At 63.9% G+C, this 20,492-nt stretch carries 20 protein-coding genes; 13 read left to right on the forward strand and 7 right to left on the reverse strand.

Annotated features, from left to right (window positions below; genetic code table 11):
* Positions 1-13: 13 nt before the first annotated feature.
* From KZO25_RS01735 to KZO25_RS01750, 4 genes are all read left to right on the forward strand, one after another.
* On the forward strand, positions 14-922 hold the full coding sequence (locus KZO25_RS01735) for an ABC transporter permease subunit (protein WP_223135635.1): 909 nt from the start codon (positions 14-16) through the stop codon (positions 920-922).
* Positions 923-925: 3 nt separating this feature from the next.
* Complete coding sequence (locus KZO25_RS01740) at positions 926-1,762, forward strand: ABC transporter permease subunit (RefSeq protein WP_066449813.1); 837 nt, start codon at positions 926-928, stop codon at positions 1,760-1,762.
* 23 nt (positions 1,763-1,785) lie between these two features.
* Positions 1,786-3,078, forward strand: coding sequence for an NAD(P)/FAD-dependent oxidoreductase (locus KZO25_RS01745; RefSeq protein ID WP_223135636.1), 1,293 nt, complete (start codon positions 1,786-1,788; stop codon positions 3,076-3,078).
* 212 nt (positions 3,079-3,290) lie between these two features.
* Positions 3,291-3,869 (forward strand): glycine zipper 2TM domain-containing protein, encoded by a 579-nt coding sequence (locus tag KZO25_RS01750; protein WP_066449806.1) that lies wholly within the window; start codon positions 3,291-3,293, stop codon positions 3,867-3,869.
* Between the two features lie 63 nt (positions 3,870-3,932).
* Here the strand turns inward: KZO25_RS01750 and KZO25_RS01755 are convergent, their stop codons facing one another.
* Entirely contained in the window at positions 3,933-5,309 is a 1,377-nt protein-coding gene (locus KZO25_RS01755; protein WP_223135637.1) for a glutamine synthetase family protein, read from the reverse strand.
* Positions 5,310-5,568: 259 nt separating this feature from the next.
* Between KZO25_RS01755 and KZO25_RS01760 the strand changes: the two genes are divergently transcribed.
* The 4 genes from KZO25_RS01760 to KZO25_RS01770 all read left to right on the forward strand — a co-directional run bounded on the left by KZO25_RS01760 (position 5,569) and on the right by KZO25_RS01770 (position 9,393).
* Positions 5,569-6,339, forward strand: a complete 771-nt coding sequence (locus KZO25_RS01760; RefSeq protein WP_223135638.1) for a gamma-glutamyl-gamma-aminobutyrate hydrolase family protein — start codon at positions 5,569-5,571, stop codon at positions 6,337-6,339.
* 4 nt (positions 6,340-6,343) lie between these two features.
* Positions 6,344-6,466, forward strand: a complete 123-nt coding sequence (locus KZO25_RS19895) for a hypothetical protein (RefSeq protein ID WP_256379978.1) — start codon at positions 6,344-6,346, stop codon at positions 6,464-6,466.
* Positions 6,463-7,968: an aldehyde dehydrogenase gene (locus KZO25_RS01765; RefSeq protein ID WP_223135639.1), complete on the forward strand. Its 1,506-nt coding sequence runs from the start codon at positions 6,463-6,465 to the stop codon at positions 7,966-7,968. The genes KZO25_RS19895 and KZO25_RS01765 overlap by 4 nt, the downstream gene beginning before the upstream one ends.
* A gap of 63 nt (positions 7,969-8,031) precedes the next feature.
* Positions 8,032-9,393, forward strand: a complete 1,362-nt coding sequence (locus KZO25_RS01770) for a DNA recombination protein RmuC (RefSeq protein ID WP_223135640.1) — start codon at positions 8,032-8,034, stop codon at positions 9,391-9,393.
* 61 nt (positions 9,394-9,454) lie between these two features.
* On the opposite strand, the gene KZO25_RS01775 is transcribed toward KZO25_RS01770, so the two are convergent.
* From KZO25_RS01775 to gatC, 6 genes are all read right to left on the reverse strand, one after another.
* Entirely contained in the window at positions 9,455-9,622 is a 168-nt protein-coding gene (locus KZO25_RS01775) for a DUF6435 family protein (protein ID WP_144439663.1), read from the reverse strand.
* 52 nt (positions 9,623-9,674) lie between these two features.
* Positions 9,675-11,408 (reverse strand): methyl-accepting chemotaxis protein, encoded by a 1,734-nt coding sequence (locus KZO25_RS01780; RefSeq protein WP_066449794.1) that lies wholly within the window; start codon positions 11,406-11,408, stop codon positions 9,675-9,677.
* Between the two features lie 202 nt (positions 11,409-11,610).
* A complete protein-coding gene (locus tag KZO25_RS01785; RefSeq protein WP_223135641.1) occupies positions 11,611-12,162 on the reverse strand; it encodes a cupin domain-containing protein in 552 nt (183 codons plus the stop codon).
* Positions 12,163-12,231: 69 nt separating this feature from the next.
* Positions 12,232-13,686, reverse strand: coding sequence for an Asp-tRNA(Asn)/Glu-tRNA(Gln) amidotransferase subunit GatB (gene gatB / locus KZO25_RS01790; protein WP_066449790.1), 1,455 nt, complete (start codon positions 13,684-13,686; stop codon positions 12,232-12,234).
* A complete protein-coding gene (gene gatA / locus KZO25_RS01795) occupies positions 13,686-15,146 on the reverse strand; it encodes an Asp-tRNA(Asn)/Glu-tRNA(Gln) amidotransferase subunit GatA (protein ID WP_223135642.1) in 1,461 nt (486 codons plus the stop codon). Before gatA ends, gatB begins: the two co-directional genes overlap by 1 nt.
* Before the next feature lie 54 nt (positions 15,147-15,200).
* Positions 15,201-15,488: an Asp-tRNA(Asn)/Glu-tRNA(Gln) amidotransferase subunit GatC gene (gatC, locus tag KZO25_RS01800; RefSeq protein ID WP_223135643.1), complete on the reverse strand. Its 288-nt coding sequence runs from the start codon at positions 15,486-15,488 to the stop codon at positions 15,201-15,203.
* Positions 15,489-15,669: 181 nt separating this feature from the next.
* Between gatC and KZO25_RS01805 the strand changes: the two genes are divergently transcribed.
* The 5 genes from KZO25_RS01805 (at position 15,670) to rng (ending at position 20,486) form a co-directional block, all read left to right on the forward strand.
* Complete coding sequence (locus tag KZO25_RS01805; RefSeq protein WP_043514225.1) at positions 15,670-16,707, forward strand: rod shape-determining protein; 1,038 nt, start codon at positions 15,670-15,672, stop codon at positions 16,705-16,707.
* A 234-nt stretch (positions 16,708-16,941) separates the two neighbouring features.
* Positions 16,942-17,850, forward strand: a complete 909-nt coding sequence (gene mreC / locus KZO25_RS01810) for a rod shape-determining protein MreC (RefSeq protein ID WP_223135644.1) — start codon at positions 16,942-16,944, stop codon at positions 17,848-17,850.
* Positions 17,850-18,341: a rod shape-determining protein MreD gene (gene mreD, locus KZO25_RS01815; protein ID WP_066449781.1), complete on the forward strand. Its 492-nt coding sequence runs from the start codon at positions 17,850-17,852 to the stop codon at positions 18,339-18,341. Before mreC ends, mreD begins: the two co-directional genes overlap by 1 nt.
* A gap of 17 nt (positions 18,342-18,358) precedes the next feature.
* A complete protein-coding gene (locus KZO25_RS01820; RefSeq protein ID WP_066449779.1) occupies positions 18,359-18,958 on the forward strand; it encodes a Maf family protein in 600 nt (199 codons plus the stop codon).
* A 64-nt stretch (positions 18,959-19,022) separates the two neighbouring features.
* Positions 19,023-20,486 (forward strand): ribonuclease G, encoded by a 1,464-nt coding sequence (gene rng / locus KZO25_RS01825; RefSeq protein WP_066449777.1) that lies wholly within the window; start codon positions 19,023-19,025, stop codon positions 20,484-20,486.
* Positions 20,487-20,492: the final 6 nt, after the last annotated feature.

Consider the following 20,492-nt stretch of genomic DNA (forward strand, 5'->3'; position numbering starts at 1 on the left):
TGGGGAGATTTCCATGTCAGACAACCTGATTCGCCTGCGACGGCTGTTCAAGCCCCGTCGTGGCTGGGTCATCGCCGTGCCGTTGCTATGGTTGACGCTGTTCTTCCTGCTGCCCTTTGGCATCGTGTTGAAGATCAGCCTCTCGGAGGCGGCGATTTCGGTGCCTCCGTACAGCGCGATACTCGACTACGGTCATGAGACGCTGAACATCGTTCTCACCTTCAGCAACTACCTTTTCCTCACCACGGATACGCTCTATATCGCGGCCTATTGGGGATCGGTGAAGATCGCCCTGCTGGCCACGGTGCTTTGCCTGCTGCTGGGTTACCCCATGGCCTATGCCATGGCGCGGGCCCCCATGCGCTGGCAGCTGATACTGCTGCTGCTGGTGATGCTGCCCTCCTGGACCTCTTTCCTGATTCGGGTCTACGCCTGGATGGGTATCCTCAGCAATAACGGCTTGATCAACAATCTGTTGATCTGGCTAGGCTGGATCGACTCACCGATTCGCATGCTGAACACCAATTTCGCGGTGATCCTGGGCATCGTCTATGCCTACCTTCCGTTCATGGTGCTGCCGCTATACGCCAACCTCACCCGTCTCGATGGCTCCCTGCTCGAAGCGGCATCGGATCTCGGTTCGCGCAAATTGAACACCTTCTTCAAGGTGACCCTGCCGCTTTCCAAGGGCGGTATCATCGCCGGCTCGATGCTGGTCTTCATCCCGGCGGTGGGGGAGTACGTGATACCCGAGCTGCTGGGCGGCCCCAACACCGTGATGATCGGCAAGGTGCTATGGGAGGAGTTCTTCCACAATCGCGACTGGCCGGTGGCCTCGGCGCTGGCCATGGTGATGCTGGCGATCCTGATCATACCCATCGCGCTCTTTCACCGGTATCAATCCCGAGAGCTGGAGGAGTGAGCCATGCGTAAGCCATCCTTCACCACGGTGATGCTGATTGTCGGCCTGCTGTTCCTCTACCTGCCGATGGTCATCCTGGTGATCTACTCCTTCAACTCGTCGCGGCTGGTGACGGTATGGGCCGGATTCTCCGGGCGCTGGTACATCGAACTGTTTCGCGACCGGCAGATCCTGGCGGCCGTATGGACCAGCCTGCGCATCGCCTTCTTCTCGGCTTCCATGGCGGTGTGCCTGGGTACCCTGGCGGCCTTCGTGATGACGCGCTTCTCGCGCTTTCGGGGCAAGACGGTGCTCTCCAGCATGGTGACCGCGCCGCTGGTCATGCCCGAGGTGATCACCGGGCTGTCGCTGTTGCTGCTCTTCGTTCACATGGCGCAGATGATCGGCTGGCCGGCAGACCGTGGCATGGTCACCATCTGGATCGCCCACACCACCTTCTGCAGCGCCTACGTGGCGGTGGTGGTGGCGTCCAGGCTGCGCGAGGTGGACCTTTCCATCGAGGAGGCGGCCATGGATCTTGGCGCGGGGCCGGTGAAAACCTTCTTTCACATCACGCTGCCGGTGATCTCGCCGGCGCTGGCAGCCGGCTGGTTGCTGGCCTTCACCCTGTCGCTGGACGACCTGGTGATCGCCAGCTTCGTTTCCGGCCCCGGCGCCACGACCCTGCCCATGGTGGTGTTCTCCTCGGTGCGAATGGGGGTGTCGCCCAAGATCAATGCATTGGCCACCTTGATCATACTCGCTGTATCGCTGGCCACCTTTCTCGCCTGGTACTTCATGCGCCGCAGCGAGGCCAAGCGGCGACAGGCGATGCTGCAGGATATGACGGCAGGCCGATAAATTTTTTTATGTGAGGTATCGAGATGACGAGCAGTGCCTGCAGCGAACATGTGGCGTCCTACTATGCGGCGACGGCCAATCCATCGCCGGCGCGTCCCACCCTTGCGGGCGACATCGAGTGTGACGTCTGCGTGGTCGGGGCTGGGTTTACCGGTATTTCCGCAGCGCTTCACCTCGCCGAGCAGGGGGTGCAGGTGGTGGTGCTGGAGGCGGCCCGGGTCGGCTTTGGCGCGTCGGGTCGCAACGGCGGGCAGATCGTCAACAGCTACAGCCGTGACATGGACGTGATCGAGGCAAAGTACGGCAGCGAGACCGCCAGGGCGCTGGGCGACATGGCCTTCGAGGGCAACCGCATCATCCGCAAACGCATAGCGCAATATGCGATTCAATGCGACCTGAAGGACGGCAACCTGTTCGCTGCCTGCAATGACAAACAGATGCAGGGGCTGGTCGAGCACAAGGCGCTCTGGGAGCGCTACGGCCACCATGAGCTGGAGCTGCTGGAAGGCCCGGCATTGAAGCGGGAGGTGAACAGCGACCGCTACGTGGGAGCGCTGGTGGATCACTCCGGTGGCCACCTGCACCCGCTCAACCTGGTGCTCGGCGAGGCGACGGCCTTTGAAGCGCTGGGCGGGGTGATCCACGAGCAGACCCCTGTGCTGGAAGTGAGGCACGGCGAACCGGTCGTGCTGCGCACTCCTCAAGGCACGGTCACGGCCCAGCGGGTGGTCATGGCCGGCAACGCCTATCTGCAGGGGGTGCTGCCGGAGCTGGAGAACAGGTCGATGCCCTGTGGCACTCAGATCATCACCACCGAGCCGTTGCCGGAGACGTTGCGGCGTGAGTTGATGCCCAACGACATGGCGGTGGAGGACTGTAATTACCTGCTCGACTACTATCGCTTCACCGCCGATGGCCGGCTGCTCTACGGTGGCGGCGTCAACTACGGCGGCCAGGATCCGGCGGATATCGCGGCGGTGATCCGCCCCAAACTGCTGAAGACCTTTCCCTCATTGGCCGAAGCCAATATCGATTATGCCTGGAGCGGCAATTTCCTGATGACCCTGAGTCGCCTGCCGCAGTTCGGGCGGCTGAACGGCAATGTCTACTATGCTCAGGGCTACTCCGGCCACGGGGTGACCTGTTCGCACCTGGCCGGACGCTTGATTGCCGAAGTCATGAGGGGGGAGAGCGAGCGCTTCGATGCCTTTGCCGGCCTGCCGCACCTGCCTTTCCCCGGGGGGCGACTGATGCGCGTACCCCTCTCCGCCCTTGGCGCCTGGTACTACTCGCTGCGAGATCGGTTGGGGTACTAGGCACTATGGCTGTCGCCTTTTGCTGACGCCTGGTCAGAAATTGTGGAAGCGGTGCGTGAGCACATCTTTACACTTCGCGACAGCGTATACTGGGTTTCATTCCCCTGGCGGCGCAGGATGCGCCGTCCCTCATCGCATTCGCCGCACATCGACCGGAGCCGACCCCTGTATTTTGTCGGCAAGGCGCCTGTGCGCCACAGAGGAGGTGACAGATGAACAAATCAACCGTCGTAGGCGTGACATTGGCTGTTTTCGGTCTGGGTGGTCTGGCGTTCGGCGCCTGGCAGGTCCAGCAGCCTCCGGAGGAGAGCGGACCCCAGTATGCCGATATACTCGGCACGGAGAGCGTGACGCGCAGCGTCGAGACGCCCCGCGAGGTATGCGAGGACGTCGTGGTCAGCCAGTCTGCGCCGCAGCAGCCCAGCCGCGATCCGAATCGTATCGCCGGTACGGCTGCCGGTGCCGTCGTCGGTGGCCTGCTGGGCAACCAGGTCGGGGGCGGCAGCGGCAAGACACTGGCTACCGTTGCCGGTGTGGTGGGCGGCGGCCTGGCGGGACGCGAGGTGCAGGGCCGCATCGAGGCCAATCAGGCGCCCCAGACCTATACCACCACGCAGCGTCAGTGCCATACGGTGATGGATTCGCACCAGGAAACCCTCGGCTATGACGTTACCTGGCGCTATGGCGACGTGGTACAGACCAGCCGTGTGGACACTCCGCCCCAGGGCGACCGTGTCCTCATCGAGGATGGCCGGCCCCGCTGGGAGAGCCAGATCACCAACGAAGGTTGATTCCGCCAGCACCACGTCCGTTCCACAACGCCCTGGCCCCATGCCGGGGCGTCGTTGTTTTCGCTAGACGTTACGCAGGTACCATTCGTACTCGAGCTGGCTCACCGCCTGCATGGCCTGGGCACGCTCGGCGCGACGGTTGGCAATGAATACCTTGATGAAATCGTGGCCGAGGGCCTCGCCCAGGGGGGCGTTGGTTTCCAGCAGGTCGAGGGCCTGTTGCCAGCTGTTGGTGAGGCTGGGGGGGAACTGGTCGTAGGCATTTCCCGTCACCGGTGCGGGTGGTTCCAGGCGCTGCTGGATCCCGTGCTCGATGCCGGCCAGCAGGGTGGCGAGTAGCAGGTAGGGGTTGGCGTCCGCACCGGCAACCCGGTGCTCGATGCGACGGGCGCCGTTGGGTCCGGAGGGAATCCGAAGCGCCACCGATCGGTTGTCATATCCCCAGGTGGGGGCCATGGGCACGTAGAGCCCCGGCTGAAAGCGACGAAAGGAGTTGAGGTTGGGCGCGCAGAATGCCATCGAGGCCGGCATCAGCTCCAGCAGGCCGGCAGTGGCGTGGCGCAGCGTCGACGTGCCCAGTGCAGAGCCCTCGGCGTCGCTGAAGACATTGTTACCGGCCTCGTCCAGCAGGCTGATATGCACATGGGTCCCGTTTCCGGCTTCCAGCCCATAGGGCTTGGCCATGAAGGTGGCCTCGAACCCGTGGGTCAGTGCCACGCCCTTGATCAAGCGCTTGAGCAGCACGGCGCTGTCGCAGGCCCGCAGGGCATCGTCACAGTGGATCAGGTTGATCTCGAACTGACCCGGTGCGCACTCCTTGAGAGCAGTATCCAGCGGTAGGTCCTGGGTTCGGGCAGCGGTCTGGATGTCCTCGAGAAAGTCGGCGTACTCGTCGAGTTCCTGGATGGAATAGAGCTGGCTCTGGGTGGCGCGCTCACCGCTGCAGGGCGAGCAGGGCGGCTGTATCGCGCCAGCGGACGTGCGCGCCCGGTCCACCAGGTAGAACTCCAGCTCGACGGCCACCACCGGAGTCAGGCCGGCTTCCTCGAAGCGAGTCAGGACCCGTGACAGCACCTGTCGGGGATCGGCAAAGAAGGGCGTTTCATCGGCTTCGATCATGGTCATCAGCAGTTGGGCCTGTCGGCCCTTGCGCAGCCAGGGGCTCGGCATCAGCGAGCCTTCTAGAGGGACGCAGACGCGGTCGCTGTCGCCAATAGCCAGCCCCAGGCCGGTGGCCTCGATGGTGTTGCCGTTAATGTCGAGGGCGAAGACCGAAGCCGGCAGGTTGACGCCAACGAGACACACCTTTTCCAGGTTGGCGCTGGGGATGCGCTTGCCTCGCAGCACACCGTTGAGATCGCTGATCAGCAGATCGATGCTGTCGACATCAGGATGACACTTGAGGAAGGCACGAGCTTGAGCGACGGTAAGCGACGCCATTAAGTCACCTGTATTGTTCGGTTTGGCTGTCATTGTGACTAATCTTTCAGTCACTGTAGAGTGTTGTCAAATTATTTACGATATAGTCGTGCGAGGCGCTTTGTTTGTTTCCTTATAACTCCATGTATATAAAATATATTTTTACTTTTATCCGAGAAATATCTGGATTTTCAACTGGTCTCCTTGGCAAGATTACTCAACGAAGATAGGGTGGCCGTAGTGGACCAACCTGCCTATGAGCATTCGAAGGAGGCTTCCGATGCAGAGCCGACCCCTGGTGGGTGTCATTGCCTGTCGCCGTGACGTGGAGGGGCACTCCGCTCACGTGGTGACCGACAAGTACCTGAGTGCGTTACGCGACTATGGTTTGGCACCAGTAGTACTGCCGGTATGGCAGGATGCCGTCGATGGCGCCTTGCTCACACACCTGGATGGACTTTTGCTCACCGGCAGTTATTCCAACGTGGAACCTTCCCGCTACGGTGCCGAGCGGGCGCCGGAAAATACCCGGGATGATCTGCATCGCGACGCCGCTGCGCTGTCATGGATACCTGCTGCCATTTGTCGCGGCCTGCCGCTGCTGGGCATCTGTCGTGGCTTTCAGGAACTCAACGTGGCGTATGGTGGCACGCTGCACCAGGCAGTGCAGAATGTACCCGGCCTGCTCGATCACCGCGAGCCTGATGCTGACTACGCCGCTCGCTACGCTCCGGCACATGGCATCGAGCTGCATTCCAGCGGCCATCTCGCAGCGCTGTATCCCGAGTCGTGCTCGAAGGTCAACTCGCTGCATCAGCAGGGCATCGACCGTCTTGGGGAGGGACTCCGCGCGGAGGCATGGGCACCGGATGGCCTGGTCGAAGCGGTCTCGGTCACCGCAGCGCCGGCCTTTGCCCTCGCGGTACAGTGGCATCCGGAATGGCGACCAGCGGAACATCCGCTATACCACGCGCTATTCGAAGGCTTCGCCAGCGCCTGTCGCGATCATCGACAGGGGCGGGGGCCTGCTGGTGGTGTGCTCGGTGGGTGATACGATGATGATCTGGCCGTCACTAGTGATCATCAACGCCGAGATCGTCGCACTGGCAGATGTGGCTCGCCAGGCGCTGGACGAACAGGCCCAACAACAACCCTTCATAGAGGAGTCCCGACCGTGAGCCGTTCGCAATCCCCCCGTACCCAAGCCGACTGGCAGGCTCTGGCCGCCGGGCTCGCCTTCGAGTCGCGAGCCTATATCGACGACGCCTTCGTCGCCGCCGCGAGCGGAGACACCTTCGAGTCGCGCAACCCGGCGACGAACGAGATCCTGGCCCAGGTGGCAAGCTGCGACGCCGTCGATGCCGAGCTGGCCGTGACCGCGGCCCGGGCGGCCTTCACTGGCGGCGAGTGGTCCCGCCTGGCGCCGGGCAAGCGCAAGAAGGTGCTGCTGCGTCTGGCCGATCTGATGGAAGCCAACAAGCATGAGCTGGCGTTGATAGATACCCTCGACATGGGCAAGCCGGTTTCGAGCTCGCTTGGCGACATGAATGGTGCCATCGCCTGTATCCGCTACCAGGCCGAGTGCATCGACAAGCTCTACGGCGAGGTGGCGCCCACTGGCGAGGATGCCCTGGCGCTGGTGCTGCGCGAGCCCATCGGCGTGGTGGCGGCCATCGTGCCGTGGAACTTCCCGCTGATGATGACCGCCTGGAAGATCGCCCCGGCGCTGGCCGCCGGCAATAGCGTGATCCTGAAGCCTTCGGAGAAGTCGCCGCTCTCGGCGCTGCGCCTGGCCCAACTGGCCAAGGAAGCGGGGATACCGCGTGGGGTGTTCCAGGTGCTGCCCGGCTTCGGCCATACCGCGGGCAAGGCGCTGGCGCTCTCCATGGAAGTTGACTGCCTGGCCTTCACCGGCTCCACGGCGGTGGGCAAGCAGCTGATGCAGTATGCCGGCCAGTCGAACCTCAAGCGGGTCTACCTGGAGTGCGGCGGCAAGTCGCCCAATATCGTCTTCGCCGACTGCAAGGAGCTGGACAAGGTGGCTAAGCACGCCGCCGCAGCCATCTTCCACAACCAGGGCGAGGTGTGCATCGCCGGCTCCCGGCTGCTGGTGGAGAACGTGATCCGCGAGGAATTCGTCGAGCGTGTATTGAAAGCAGCCGAGACCATGCAGCCCGGCGACCCGCTCGACCCCGAGAGCTTCATGGGTGCCATCGTCGACGAGACCCAGCACCGGCGCATCCTCGACTATATCCGCCAGGGTGTGGAGGAGGGGGCGCGGCTGCGTACCGGTGGCCAGGCCATCGACGGCCCGGGCTACTTCATTCCACCCACGGTCTTCGATGGCGTGACGCCACAGATGACCATCGGCCGCGAGGAGATATTCGGCCCGGTGCTGGCGGTGTTCGGCTTCGACAGCGAAGAAGAGGCGGTGGCCATGGCCAACGACACGCCCTACGGGCTTGCCGCGGGGCTATGGAGCCAGGACATCGATCGCATCATGCGCGTGACCCGGCGACTGCAGTCGGGCCAGGTGTTCGTCAACAACTGGGCCGGGGGCGACCAGACCATGCCCTTCGGCGGGGTCAAGCAGTCGGGCAACGGGCGCGACAAGTCGCATCATAGCCTGGAGGAGTACTCCAGCCTCAAGAGCGTCTGGATGGCGCTGCACCGGGACTGAGGGGAGGGAGCGGGCGGCTGCGGCGGGTATACTGGCGCGACGACCGCCCGCAGGAGACCCCCCTTGACCGATCTGACGACACTGCTGGACTCCCTTCCCGTCGGCTATGCCATGGCGCTCTCGGCGCTGCTGGCATTCCTGCTCGCCTTCGGCCTGGCCGGCCTGCTCGCTGCCCGGCGTCAGCGCGGCGAGGCGCAACGGCACGCCGCCGCCCTGGCCGAGCTGCGCGAGCGGCTTGCCGAGCGCGAGCGACGCCTCGATGAATCGCAGCGCATGCTGGGTGAGGTGCAGATAAGCGAGGCGCGCCTGGCTACCACGCTGGAGCAGAAGCAGCAGCACTTCGCCGAGCAGCTCACGCTGCTGCGCGACAGCCGCGACCAGCTCAAGCAGGAGTTCGAGAACCTTGCCAACGAGATACTCGAACGCAAGGGCAAGGCCTTCTCGGAGCTGTCCCAGAAGCATATCAGCGGCTTGCTGCAACCCATCCAGAGTGAGATGAAGGGCTTTCGCGAGAAAGTGGAATCCATCCACCGCTTCGACACCGAGCAGCGCGCTAGCCTGCGCACCGAACTCAAGCATCTGCAGGGCCTCAACCGCGAGATTACCGACCAGGCCGATCGCCTGACCCGGGCGCTTCAGGGGCAGAAGAAGGTGCAGGGCAACTGGGGTGAGCTGATGCTCGAGAACGTGCTGGAGGGCTCCGGCCTGCGCGCCGGCAAGGACTACCAGCGCGAGGTCAGCTTCGCTACCGAGGAGGGGCGGCGGCGGCCCGATGCCATCGTCTACCTGCCCCAGGGCAAGCATCTGGTCATCGATGCCAAGACGTCGCTATCCGCTTATGTGCGGTACGTGAACGCGGACGGGGAAGTGGCGAGGGGGCAGGCGCTGGCCGAACATGCCCGGGCAGTGGGCGATCGCATCACCGAGCTGGCCGACAAGCACTACTACGACCTGCCGGGGCTCAACTCCCCGGAAGTGGTGGTGATGTTCATTCCGATGGAATCCGCCTATGTGGAGGCGCTGAAGTTCGACGAAACGCTCTTCCAGCGAGCCATCGAGAACAACGTCCTGGTGGCGACGCCCACCACGCTGCTCACCAGTCTGAATATCGTGCGCCAGCTGTGGCGCTTCGAGGATCAGAGCCGGCACAGCGTCGAGCTGGCCAGCCGTGCCGAGAAGTTCTACAACAAGCTGCGTCTGTTCCTGGAGAGCATGGAGGACGTGGGGAGGAAGTTGGACGGGGCCCGTGACAGCTACGACAGGGCCATGGGCCAGCTGGTCAACGGCCGTGCCAACCTGATCAAGCAGACCGCCGAGTTCCAGGAGCTGGGGGTGGCGGTGAAGAAGGAGCTGCCCGCCGAGCTGGTCGAGCGAGCCCGCCTCGAACTGTCCCCCGGCCACCATGGTGACTCGGGGGAAGCGTGATGTGGAGCCTATCTCTCCGAATCCCCTGCTGCGATAGCTCTCCCGCAGGGGGGCCGTGCTGCTATGACGAATGCTGCTTGAGCTCGGCTAGCAGGCTTTCGGCTTCCTCGGTCAGGGTCGCATTGGCACGCATGTCGCCGTTGCGGGCTGCCTCCATCGCCTGCTGCAGCTTGTGCTCATACGCTTTCTGCAGTTTCTTCTTCGGGTCAGGTTTCAACCATCCGAACATGGTGTCTCTCCATTAGGGTCTTGAGGGGGCACGAGCCTGTGCTCCCTCGTTCTCAGAAATTTTCCCATTCGGGCTGCAGTCGCTGTCCAACGATACTCTTGGTCGAGCGGCTCCGTGAGGGCTGCGGGTCACTGAGTGTCCGCCAGTCAGCGTTGGTAGCGCCCAGGGAGAAAGGCGCCCGGTTTGCTGCCGCGCTGCCTTGGGGCAGGTGGAAGGCCGACATGGCGTTGATCAGCTGCTGGGCATGCTGGCTCAGGTTGGCGGCGGACGAGGCGCTCTGGTTTACCAGGATGGCATTCTGCTGGGTCACCTGGTCCATTTCATAGACCGCCTTGCCGGCTTCCTGGACGCCGGTGCGCTGTTCGGCGCTGGCCTGGCTGATCTCCTGCATGATCTGGCTGACCCGGCCGATGGCTTCGATGATCTCTTCGGTTGCCTGGCTGGCATCGGCGGCACGGGCGTTGCCGTGCTTGACACGTTCCACGTTGCTGGTGATCAGCTCATTGATCTCGCGGGCCGCATTGGCACTATTCTGGGCCAGCTTGCGCACCTCGGCGGCGACCACGGCGAAGCCGCGACCGTGCTCGCCGGCCCGGGCGGCTTCTACCGAGGCATTGAGGGCCAGGATGTTGGTCTGGAAGGCGATGTTATCGATGGTGGAGATGATGCTGGCGATCTCGCTGGAGCTGCGGTCGAGGTCGTTCATGGTTTCCGCGACCTGCTGCACGGCGGCGCCACCGCGCCTGGCCGTGACGGACGCGCCCTCGGCCTCGCTGCTCGCCTGTTCGGCATTGGCGGAGTTCTGGGACACGGTACCGTTGAGCTCCTCCATGGCGGAGGCAGTCTGGGTCAGGGCGCTGGCCTGCTGCTGCGTGCGTGATGCAAGGTCGTTGTTACCTTCGGCGATCTGCTCGCTGTTGCTCGCCACGGCGTCCGCTGCGGCACGTACCTGGGCGACGATGCCCTGAAGCTGTCGTGCCATGTTCATCTGGGAGGCCATGATGCTGTGGTCGTCGTTCTTCCGCAGTCGCCCGGCGGTCGTCAGCTCGCCGCGACCGATTGCCTCGGCGAATGCCTTCACTTCGTGGGGCTCGGCGCCCAGCTCCCTGAGCAGCTGGCGGGAGAGCAGGTAGGCGATGATGCCGCCGATTAGCAGCGCGGCCAGGCAGAGCCCCAGCATCAGTATCTGGAAGCCTTCTGCCGTGTCACGGGCCACGGCGGTGTCAGCGGCGCTGTTGCTTTCCTGGTAGTCGATGAAGCCGTTGATCTCGTCAAGCCAGGCGAAGAAGGCGGGGCCGGCTGCGGCGAGCAACTGCTGGCGGGCCGCCGGCAGATTCCCGTCCTGGCGTTGCGCCATGACGTCGGCGGCAAGCGCCTGGGTGGCGGCGGCCTGGCTTTCGATGGCGGCAAGCAATGTGCGCTCCCTGTCGGTAACGCTGTCCGGCGCGGCGCTCATGACATCGCTGAGTCCCCCGGTGGCGCGCTCGTAGTTTTCGGCCAGGACCTGGTAATCGGCCTGCAGGGCGTCCAGGTCTGCGTCGCTGGTAACCAGGGTCATGTCGCGCAGCAGGATGGCGCGGTCATGAACGCTGCCTCGCCAGTCGATGGCGTGGCGCAGCTTGGCGCCATTGATGTCGTTGATGGTGGTGAGGCCGCGGTCGATGCTGTTTACCTGGCTGATGCCGATGAGGGTCAGGGCCACGATCAGCACCAGCACGGCTGAAAAGCCGCTGACCAGTCGGGATCGAATGCCAAGCCGGGAGAAACGTGCCGTCAGGGAGCTCATTGTCTTTCCTTCTTTTTATGAGGCGCTCTGCGGCGCCCGGGCCAGCGGTGCTTGATCAGCACCCTGCGTAGGAGTGCAGTCTATTAGCTATACTATAATTGTACAACTATCGATCTTATGTATAGATATTATCAGGCAGGCACAGTGACAGACCGCCTGGTGCCGGTGGCGGGCAATCGGCGCAGAAGAAGTGTGAGGCGGATCAGAAGGTTCGAGCGGGGGTGCAGCAGCTCACCAGGCGGCAGGATTCCTTGCCGGGGTTGCGAAAGCGGTGGGGCACGTTGGTATCGAAGTAATAGGCTTCACCCGGGCCAAGGGTACGGGATTCCGCACCAATGGTGATCTCGATCTCGCCTTCCAGCACGACGCCCGCTTCTTCACCCTGGTGGGCGATCATCTCGCGGCCGGTATCGGCGCCGGGGGGATAGGTCTCGATCATGAAGGCCAATGCGCGGCTGGCGCGGTTGGCGCCGACCAGCTTGTAGATGACCTCGCCGGTGCCCACATCGGCAAGCTCGGCGGTCGAATAGAAGACCTGATCGCGGCTCTCCAGGTCCATGGTGAAGAAGTCGCCGACACTGATGGGAAAGGCGTCGAGGATCTTCTTCAGGGAGCTGACCGATGGGCTGACCTTGCCCTGCTCGATCAGCGACAGGCTGGAGTGGGTGACACCGCAGCGCTTGGCCAGCTCGCGCTGGGAAATGCCGCGCAGGGTGCGCAGGGCGCGCAGCCGTGCACCGACGTCATCCGCCATCCTGATCTCCTTGTGGTCGCGGCACCTGGGGCATGCGCGCTGCCGGCGCGTCATGCCCCAGGTGGGGGTTCAGCAGAGGGCGTCCAGCTTCTCTTTCAGCAGTTGATTGACCTGCTGGGGGTTGGCGGTGCCCCGTGAGGCCTTCATGACCTGGCCGACGAAGTAGCCGATCATCTTGCCACGCTTGTCCGGCTCGGCATCGCGGTACTGGGCGACCTGGGCGGGACTTTCCTCGATCACCTGATCGATCATTGCCTCGATGGCACCGCTGTCAGTGACCTGCTTGAGCCCCTGGGCTTCGATGATGTCGTCGGCCCTGGCGCCCTGGCCGTTCCACAGGGCCTGGAAGACCTGCTTGGCGGCCTTGCCGTTGATGGTGTCGTCCATTACCCGGGCGATCAGTTCGCCGAGCTGGCGGGCCGAGACGGGACTGTGGGTGATCGGCAGGCTCTCCCGGTTGAGTGCGCCGGAAAGCTCGCCCTGGACCCAGTTGGCGGCCTGCTTGGCATCGCCACAGACGTTCTTGGCCTCCTCGAAGAAGTCGGCCATCTCCCGCGTGGCGGAAAGCACGCTGGCATCGTAGGCGGAAAGCCCCAGTTCATGCTCGAAGCGGGCGCGCTTCTCCGCGGGCAGCTCCGGCAGGTTGCTGCGCAGGTGATCGACATAGGCCTGATCCAGCACCACGGGAAGCAGGTCGGGGCAGGGGAAGTAGCGATAGTCGTTGGCTTCCTCCTTGGTGCGCATGCTGCGGGTCTCGTCCCGATCAGGGTCGAACAGGCGAGTCTCCTGCACCACCTTGCCGCCATCCTCGATCAGCTCCACCTGGCGCTCCACCTCGAAGGCGATGGCGCGCTCGACGAAGCGGAAGGAGTTGACGTTCTTGATCTCGGCGCGGGTGCCGTAGGCTTCCTGGCCCCGGGGGCGCACCGAGACGTTGACGTCGCAGCGCATCGACCCTTCGGCCATGTTGCCGTCGCTGATGCCGAGATAGGTGACGATGGAGTGGATCGCCTTGAGGTAGGCGGCGGCCTCCTTCGCCGAGCGCAGGTCCGGTTCGGAGACGATCTCCAGCAGCGGGGTGCCGGCCCGGTTGAGGTCGACCCCGGTCATGCCGTGGAAGTCCTCATGCAGCGACTTGCCGGCATCCTCTTCCAGGTGGGCATGGTGGACCCGGATACGCTTGGTGCTGCCGTCATCCAGGGTGATCTCCACTTCGCCGGCACCGACGATGGGGTGATACATCTGGCTGGTCTGGTAGCCCTTGGGCAGGTCGGGGTAGAAGTAATTCTTGCGATCGAAGACCGAGACCTCGGGAATGTCGGCGTGGATCGCCAGACCGAACTGGACGGCCATGGCCACGGCAGCCTCGTTGAGCACCGGCAGCACGCCGGGCAGGCCCAGGTCCACGGCGCAAGCCTGGCTGTTGGGCTCGGCGCCGAAGGCCGTGGACGCGCCGGAAAAGATTTTCGAGCGGGTGGCGAGCTGGACGTGGACCTCCAGCCCGATCACAGTTTCCCATTGCATCAGGCGTTCTCCTCGGCAAAGGCGGGACGACGACGGTGCCAGTCGGTGGCCTGCTGGAACTGATGGGCGACGTTGAGCAGCCGTGCCTCGGTGAAGTGGCTGCCGAGGATCTGCAGGCCCACCGGGCGATCAGCCACGAAGCCCGCCGGCACGCTGATACCGGGGATGCCGGCCAGATTGACGGCGATGGTGTAGATGTCCTGCAGGTACATCGACACCGGATCCTTGTTGGCCCCCAGGTCGAAGGCCGGCGTGGGTGAGGCAGGCCCCATCAGCACGTCAACCTCCTCGAAGGCGTCGAGGAAATCCTGGCGGATCAGCCGCCGCACCTGCTGGGCTTTCTTGTAGTACGCATCGAAGAAGCCCTCGGAGAGGGTGTGGGTGCCGATCAGGATGCGTCGCTTCACCTCGTCGCCGAAGCCCTCGGCGCGGCTGCGCTTGTAGAGGTCGATCAGGTCGGCCGGGTTGTCGCAGCGATGGCCAAAGCGCACCCCGTCGAAGCGTGACAGATTCGAGGAGGCCTCGGCCGGGGCAATGACGTAGTAGGCCGGGATGGCGTAGTGGGTGTGCGGGAGGCTCACCTCGCGCACGCTGGCGCCAAGGGACTCGAAGACGGCGATCGCCTCGCGGGTTGCCTTCTCCACTGCCGGGTCGAGGCCGTCACCGAAGTATTCGCGAGGCAGGCCGATCTTGAGGCCGCTCAGCGGTGCTGTGAGCTCTCCGGAGTAGTCGGGAACGCCGCGGGCAACGCAGGTGGAGTCGCGCAGGTCATGGCCGGCGATGGCGCTCAGCAGCAGTGCGCAATCCTCGGCGGTGCGCGCCATGGGGCCAGCCTGGTCAAGGCTGGAGGCATAGGCGATCATGCCGTAGCGCGACACCCGCCCATAGGTTGGCTTGAGACCGGTGATGCCACAGAAGGCCGCGGGCTGGCGAATCGAGCCGCCGGTATCGGTGCCCATTGCCGCCGGCACCAGTCCGGCGGCGACTGCGGCGGCGGAGCCTCCCGAGGAGCCGCCGGGAACCGCGGTGAGGTCCCAGGGGTTATGCACCGGGCCGTAGTGGCTGTTCTCGTTGGAGGAGCCCATGGCGAACTCGTCCATGTTGGTCTTGCCCAGGCTCACCGTGCCGGCGGCCCTGAGCTTCTCGACCACCGTGGCGTCGTAGGGCGAAACGAAGCTGTCGAGCATCTTCGAGCCGCAGCTGGTCTTCACGCCACGGGTGCAGAAGATGTCCTTGAGGGCCAGCGGCAGGCCGGTGAGCGGCCCCGCGTTGCCCTTGGCCCGGATGGCATCGGCGGCGTCGGCGGCGGCCAGGGCCTGGTCGAAGGTGACGGTGATGAAGCTGTTCAGTTCACCATCGAGGCGATCGATGCGGCCCAGCAGGTGCTGGGTCAACTCGCGGCTGGAGAACTCGCCGGCGTCGAGCGCCCGGGCGAGTTGGACAAGCGTCTTGTCATGCATGCGGCATGGCTCCATGAAGGCGTGCCGTTATCGGAAGAAGGAGCGTGCGTGCGGTCATTCGACGACCCGGGGCACCAGATAAAGTCCGTTCTCGACGGCGGGTGCGCAGCGCTGGAATTCATCGCGCTGGTCGCTCTCGGTGACTTCATCGGCACGCAGGCGCTGGGTGGCATCCAGGGGGTGGGCCAGTGGGGCTATGCCATCGGTGTCGAGGGCCTGAAGCATGTCGACCATTTCAAGAATACGACCAAGATCGTCGACATAGCCGGCTGCCTCGTCGTCGTTCAGGCCAAGTCGGGCCAGGTGGGCGGCCCGCTGCACGTCTGCGTGTTCAAGCGCCATGGGCTGGGTGTCCTCGCACGGATTGGGGGTGTTGAATAGCGGGAAAAGGTACCACATTCGACGTGCCGCGGGCACTCTTCTCGAGGCAATGGGCGTGGCATGTCGCTTGCTGAGAGGGGGCGGCGATGATACCGTTTGCATCCGCACAAGGGTCCCCGGTCTGCACTAGGTAACGACGTCCATGTTCAAACGCTTGAGGGGGCTGTTCTCCAGCGATCTATCGATCGATCTGGGTACGGCCAATACACTGATATACGTCCGTGGTCGCGGCATCGTGCTTGACGAGCCGTCGGTGGTGGCCATTCGCCAGTCCGGCAATATGCGCAGCGTGGCCGCCGTCGGCGCCGATGCCAAGCGTATGCTGGGTCGTACGCCGGGTAATATTACCGCCATACGGCCGATGAAGGACGGGGTGATCGCCGATTTCACCGTCACCGAGCAGATGCTTCAGCACTTCATCCGCAAGGTTCATCAGAGCACCTTCCTCACGCCCAGTCCGCGCGTGCTGGTCTGTGTGCCCTGCATGTCGACCCAGGTCGAACGGCGCGCCATCAAGGAGTCGGCCGAAGGTGCCGGTGCCCGCGAGGTGTTCCTGATCGAGGAGCCCATGGCCGCTGCCATCGGGGCCGGTCTGCCGGTGGACGACGCCCAGGGCTCCATGGTGGTGGACATCGGTGGCGGTACCACCGAAATCGCCATTATCTCGCTCAATGGGGTGGTCTACTCCGAGTCCATCCGCGTTGGTGGCGACCGCTTCGACGAAGCCATTACCGCCTATGTTCGACGCCACTATGGCAGCCTGATCGGCGAGGCCACCGCAGAGCGCATCAAGGAAGAGATCGGCTGCGCCTATCCCGGCGGCGAGCTGCGCGAGATCGATGTGCGCGGTCGCAACCTGGCAGAGGGCATTCCGCGCAGCTTTACCCTCAATTCCCATGAAATTCTCGATGCTCTGCAGGAGACGCTGGCTTCCATCGTCGCTGCGGTCAAGAGTGCATTGGAGCAGTCCCCGCCCGAGCTGGCTTCCGATATTGCCGAGCGTGGCCTGGTGCTGACCGGCGGTGGTGCCTTGCTTCGCGATCTGGACAAGCTGATTGCCGAGGAGACGGGGCTGCCGGTCATCGTCGCCGAGGATCCGCTGACCTGCGTCGCCCGGGGTGGCGGCAAGGCGCTGGAGATGATCGACCGCCATACCTTCGAACTGCTGTCCAGCGACTAGGCCTTTTGTCCGCAAGTGCCCGAGCGGTCGGGGCGCTTCGTCGTGCGGTGGTACCTTGCGAGCCGGTCCATGCAGCCTAGTTGCTCGCATGGCCCGCCGTGCTCCATGCGCCTGTACTCGACCGCTCGGTGACGGCTTCAGACCTTCCCTGATACCGGCAAGGCGTATGAGGAGACCTGGGGGAGATTCGCCATTAAGCCGCTGTTTTCTCACGGATCGGTACCGGGCTATCGCATGCTGCTGTGTGCGCTGGTCGCCTCCGCCCTGATGTTCGCCGATCATCGCCTCACGCGAATGGAGGAGGTGCGCGCCCAGCTTTCCACCGTGGTGGCACCGATCCAGTGGCTGGTTGCCGTGCCCAGCGATGTCCTGGCCTGGGGCTCCCTGGCCCTCTCGGACCAGCGTGCCCTGGTGGAAGAGAACCAGCGCTTGCGAGAGCAGATCCTGCACCTCTCCCATCGAGTGCAACATATGTCCAGCCTGACGGCCGAGAACGTACGCCTGCGGGAGCTGTTGGGAGCAGCGGCGCGCAAGGAGTCTCCCTACATCACCGCAGAGCTGCTCTCGCTGGACCCCGACCCCTTCAATCACCAGATGGTCATCGACCGTGGCCGACGCAATGGCGTCTATGTGGGGCAGCCAGTGCTGGATGCTTCGGGCCTGGTAGGCCAGGTAACTGCGGTTTCCGCTTATTCCAGTCGGGTGCTGATGGTGGCGGACGCCAGCCATGCACTACCGGTGCAGGTGAATCGCAACGGGTTGCGCTTCATTCTGCAGGGCAGCGGCCAGTATGATGTGCTCCGGGTACTGCATGTGCCGGATACCGCTGATATTCGCGTGGGTGACCTGCTGGTGACGTCGGGCCTCGCCGGGCGCTTCCCTGCCGGCTATCCGGTGGCACGGATCACTGAGGTGGTACATGATCCCGGCCAGCCCTTCGCCCGGGTCAGCGCGGCTCCCGTTGCCTTGTTGCAGCGGTCACGTCACTTCCTGCTGCTGTTTCCCCCCGACCCCGTGGCGGTGCCGGATGACGAGGCCTGGGATACCGAGCCGGATCGGCTCATTGATGAACGGGCGCCTGCCGTACAGATTCCTGCAGAACAGTCCGTCGGTGACACGGCGAGCGAGGAGGAGACAGACTAATGGCAAGCTCCCCTCGCACCGCGCTGCCCTGGGTCTGGCTGACGCTGCTGTTGGCACTCAGCCTCCAGGTCATGCCCCTGGCCGAAGGGTGGCAGATATGGCGTCCCGACTGGCTGGGACTGATGCTCATCTACTGGTGCATGTCGGCTCCTGACCGGGTCGGGGTTTTCCATGGCTTCGTGCTGGGCATCCTGCTGGACCTGATCGAGGGCGCCCCCCTGGGACAGAATGCCCTGACGCTCTCGCTACTGGCCTTCCTGGCGGCGCTGGTCTATCCGCGGTTTCGCACCTACTCCCTTCTTCAGCAGTCGCTGTTGATCCTGGTATTGCTGGGGTTGGTTCAGCTTGTCGAGCAGTGGCTGCGGACTCTGTTCGGCCCCTTCTCGATGCATCTTGCCTTTCTGCTGCCTTCGCTGATCGGTGCCGTGCTCTGGCCCTGGCTGACCACCATGTTTCAGGCGATGGAGCGCCGTCTTGCTGGCACTGGCTGATTAGGAGTTCCATCTGCATGAGCGATTCGCCCACCGCTGCTGTCCTGTGCCTGGCATCGGCATCGCCGCGCCGGCGGGAACTGCTGTCGTCTATTGAAGTCGAGGTCGAGGTTTGCCCGGTCGATATCGACGAGACACCTATTGCCGGCGAGGCCGCCGATGCCTACGTTGCTCGTCTGGCACGCCAGAAGGCGTTAGCCGGTGCCGGGCTAACCTCCCTCCCCGTGCTGGGATCCGACACGGCAGTGGTCTGCGATGGAGTCATACTGGGCAAGCCGCGCGACCAACCGCATGCAGCCGCCATGCTGCGCGGGCTTTCGGGGCGTGCTCACCAGGTGCTGACAGCAGTGGCGGTGTCCGGGCCGGCAGGTATGCTGGAAGCCTGTGTCACGACGCGGGTCGTCATGCGCGACATCGACGAGCACGAGATAGCAGCATACTGGGCCACCGGTGAGCCCGCCGACAAGGCCGGCGGCTATGCCATCCAGGGGTTGGCCGCGATCTTCATCGAGCGCATCGAGGGCAGTCATTCTGCTGTGGTCGGGCTGCCGCTGTTCGAGACCGCGAGGCTCCTGTCGCGACAGGGCGTGCCGCTGTGGAACCGTCGCGGCCGATAACGCCCTGTCTGTCGACCGCACTATGTCATAATGCTTCGAAGACTGACTGGACAAGGATTTCCGCATGAGCGGCGAAGTACTGATCAACCTGACGCCGATGGAAACCCGGGTAGCCGTGGTGGAAAACGGGGTGCTTCAGGAGGCGCTCATCGAGCGTACGCGCCGACGAGGCATCGTCGGCAACATCTACAAGGGGCGGGTGGTAAGGGTTCTGCCTGGCATGCAGGCAGCCTTCGTCGACATCGGCCTGGACCGTGCCGCCTTCATCCATGTCCATGAGGTCATGCCACCGGGCACCCCTTCCGAGGAGCAGGTCGCCATCGGCCAGCTGCTCAGCGAAGGGCAGTCCCTGGTGGTCCAGGTCACCAAGGATCCCATCGGTTCCAAAGGTGCGCGCCTGACCACTCACCTGTCGGTGCCGTCACGTTACCTGGTCTATATGCCGGACTCCCCGCATCACGGCGTCTCCCAGCGCATCGAGGACGAGCGCGAGCGCGAGCGCTTGCGTGAACTGCTGGAACGCTGCCAGCTCGAGCAGGATATCGAGGTCACCGGAGGCTTCATCGTTCGCACCGCAGCCGAGAACGTGGGGCAGGAAGAGCTCTTCGCCGACATGCATTTCCTGCTGCGACTGTGGCGCAAGGTCAGCGAGCGCAAGGTCTCCGCCCCCTCTCCCAGCGTCATCTACGACGACCTTCCCCTGTTCATTCGTACCCTGCGCGACCTGATGCGTGACGACATAGAGAAGGTGCGTATCGACTCGCGGGAGAATTACGTCAAGCTGATCGAATTCGCCGAAGAGTTCATGCCCGACTCCTCGGCTCGCATCGAGTACTACCCCGGCGAGCGTCCCATCTTCGATCTCTACAGCGTCGAGGATGAGATCATCAAGGCCCTGGGGCGCAAGGTGCAGCTGAAGTCCGGCGGCTACCTGGTGATCGATCCCACCGAGGCGATGACGACCATTGACGTCAATACCGGTGGCTACGTGGGCCATCGCAATCTCGAAGAGACCATCTTCAAGACCAACCTTGAGGCAGCCAACGCCATCGCCCGGCAGCTGCGCCTGCGGAACCTGGGTGGCATCATCATCATCGACTTCATCGACATGGAGGAGACGGAGCACCAGCGGCAGGTGTTGCGTGTGCTGGAGAAGGCGCTGGAGCGTGACCATGCCAAGACCAAGTGTACCGGCGTGACCGAACTGGGGCTGGTTCAGCTGACGCGCAAGCGTACCCGGGAAAGCCTGGAGCAAACGCTGTGCGAGGCCTGTCCAACCTGTGGAGGGCGTGGCACGCTGAAGACCGCCGAGACGGTCTGTTACGAGATCTTCCGCGAGATCCTGCGCGAGGAGCGCGCCTACAGCGCGGAGACCTACATGGTGCTGGCTTCTCAGTCGGTGGTGGATCGTCTGCTCGACGAGGAGTCCGCGGCGGTGGCCGATCTGGAAACCTTCATCGGCAAGACCATCCGCTTTCAGGTGGAGAACCACTACTCCCAGGAGCAGTACGACATCGTGCTGATGTGACGCCGC

This window comes from Halomonas sp. ANAO-440 (assembly GCF_019915905.1).
Lineage (GTDB): Bacteria > Pseudomonadota > Gammaproteobacteria > Pseudomonadales > Halomonadaceae > Halomonas > Halomonas chromatireducens.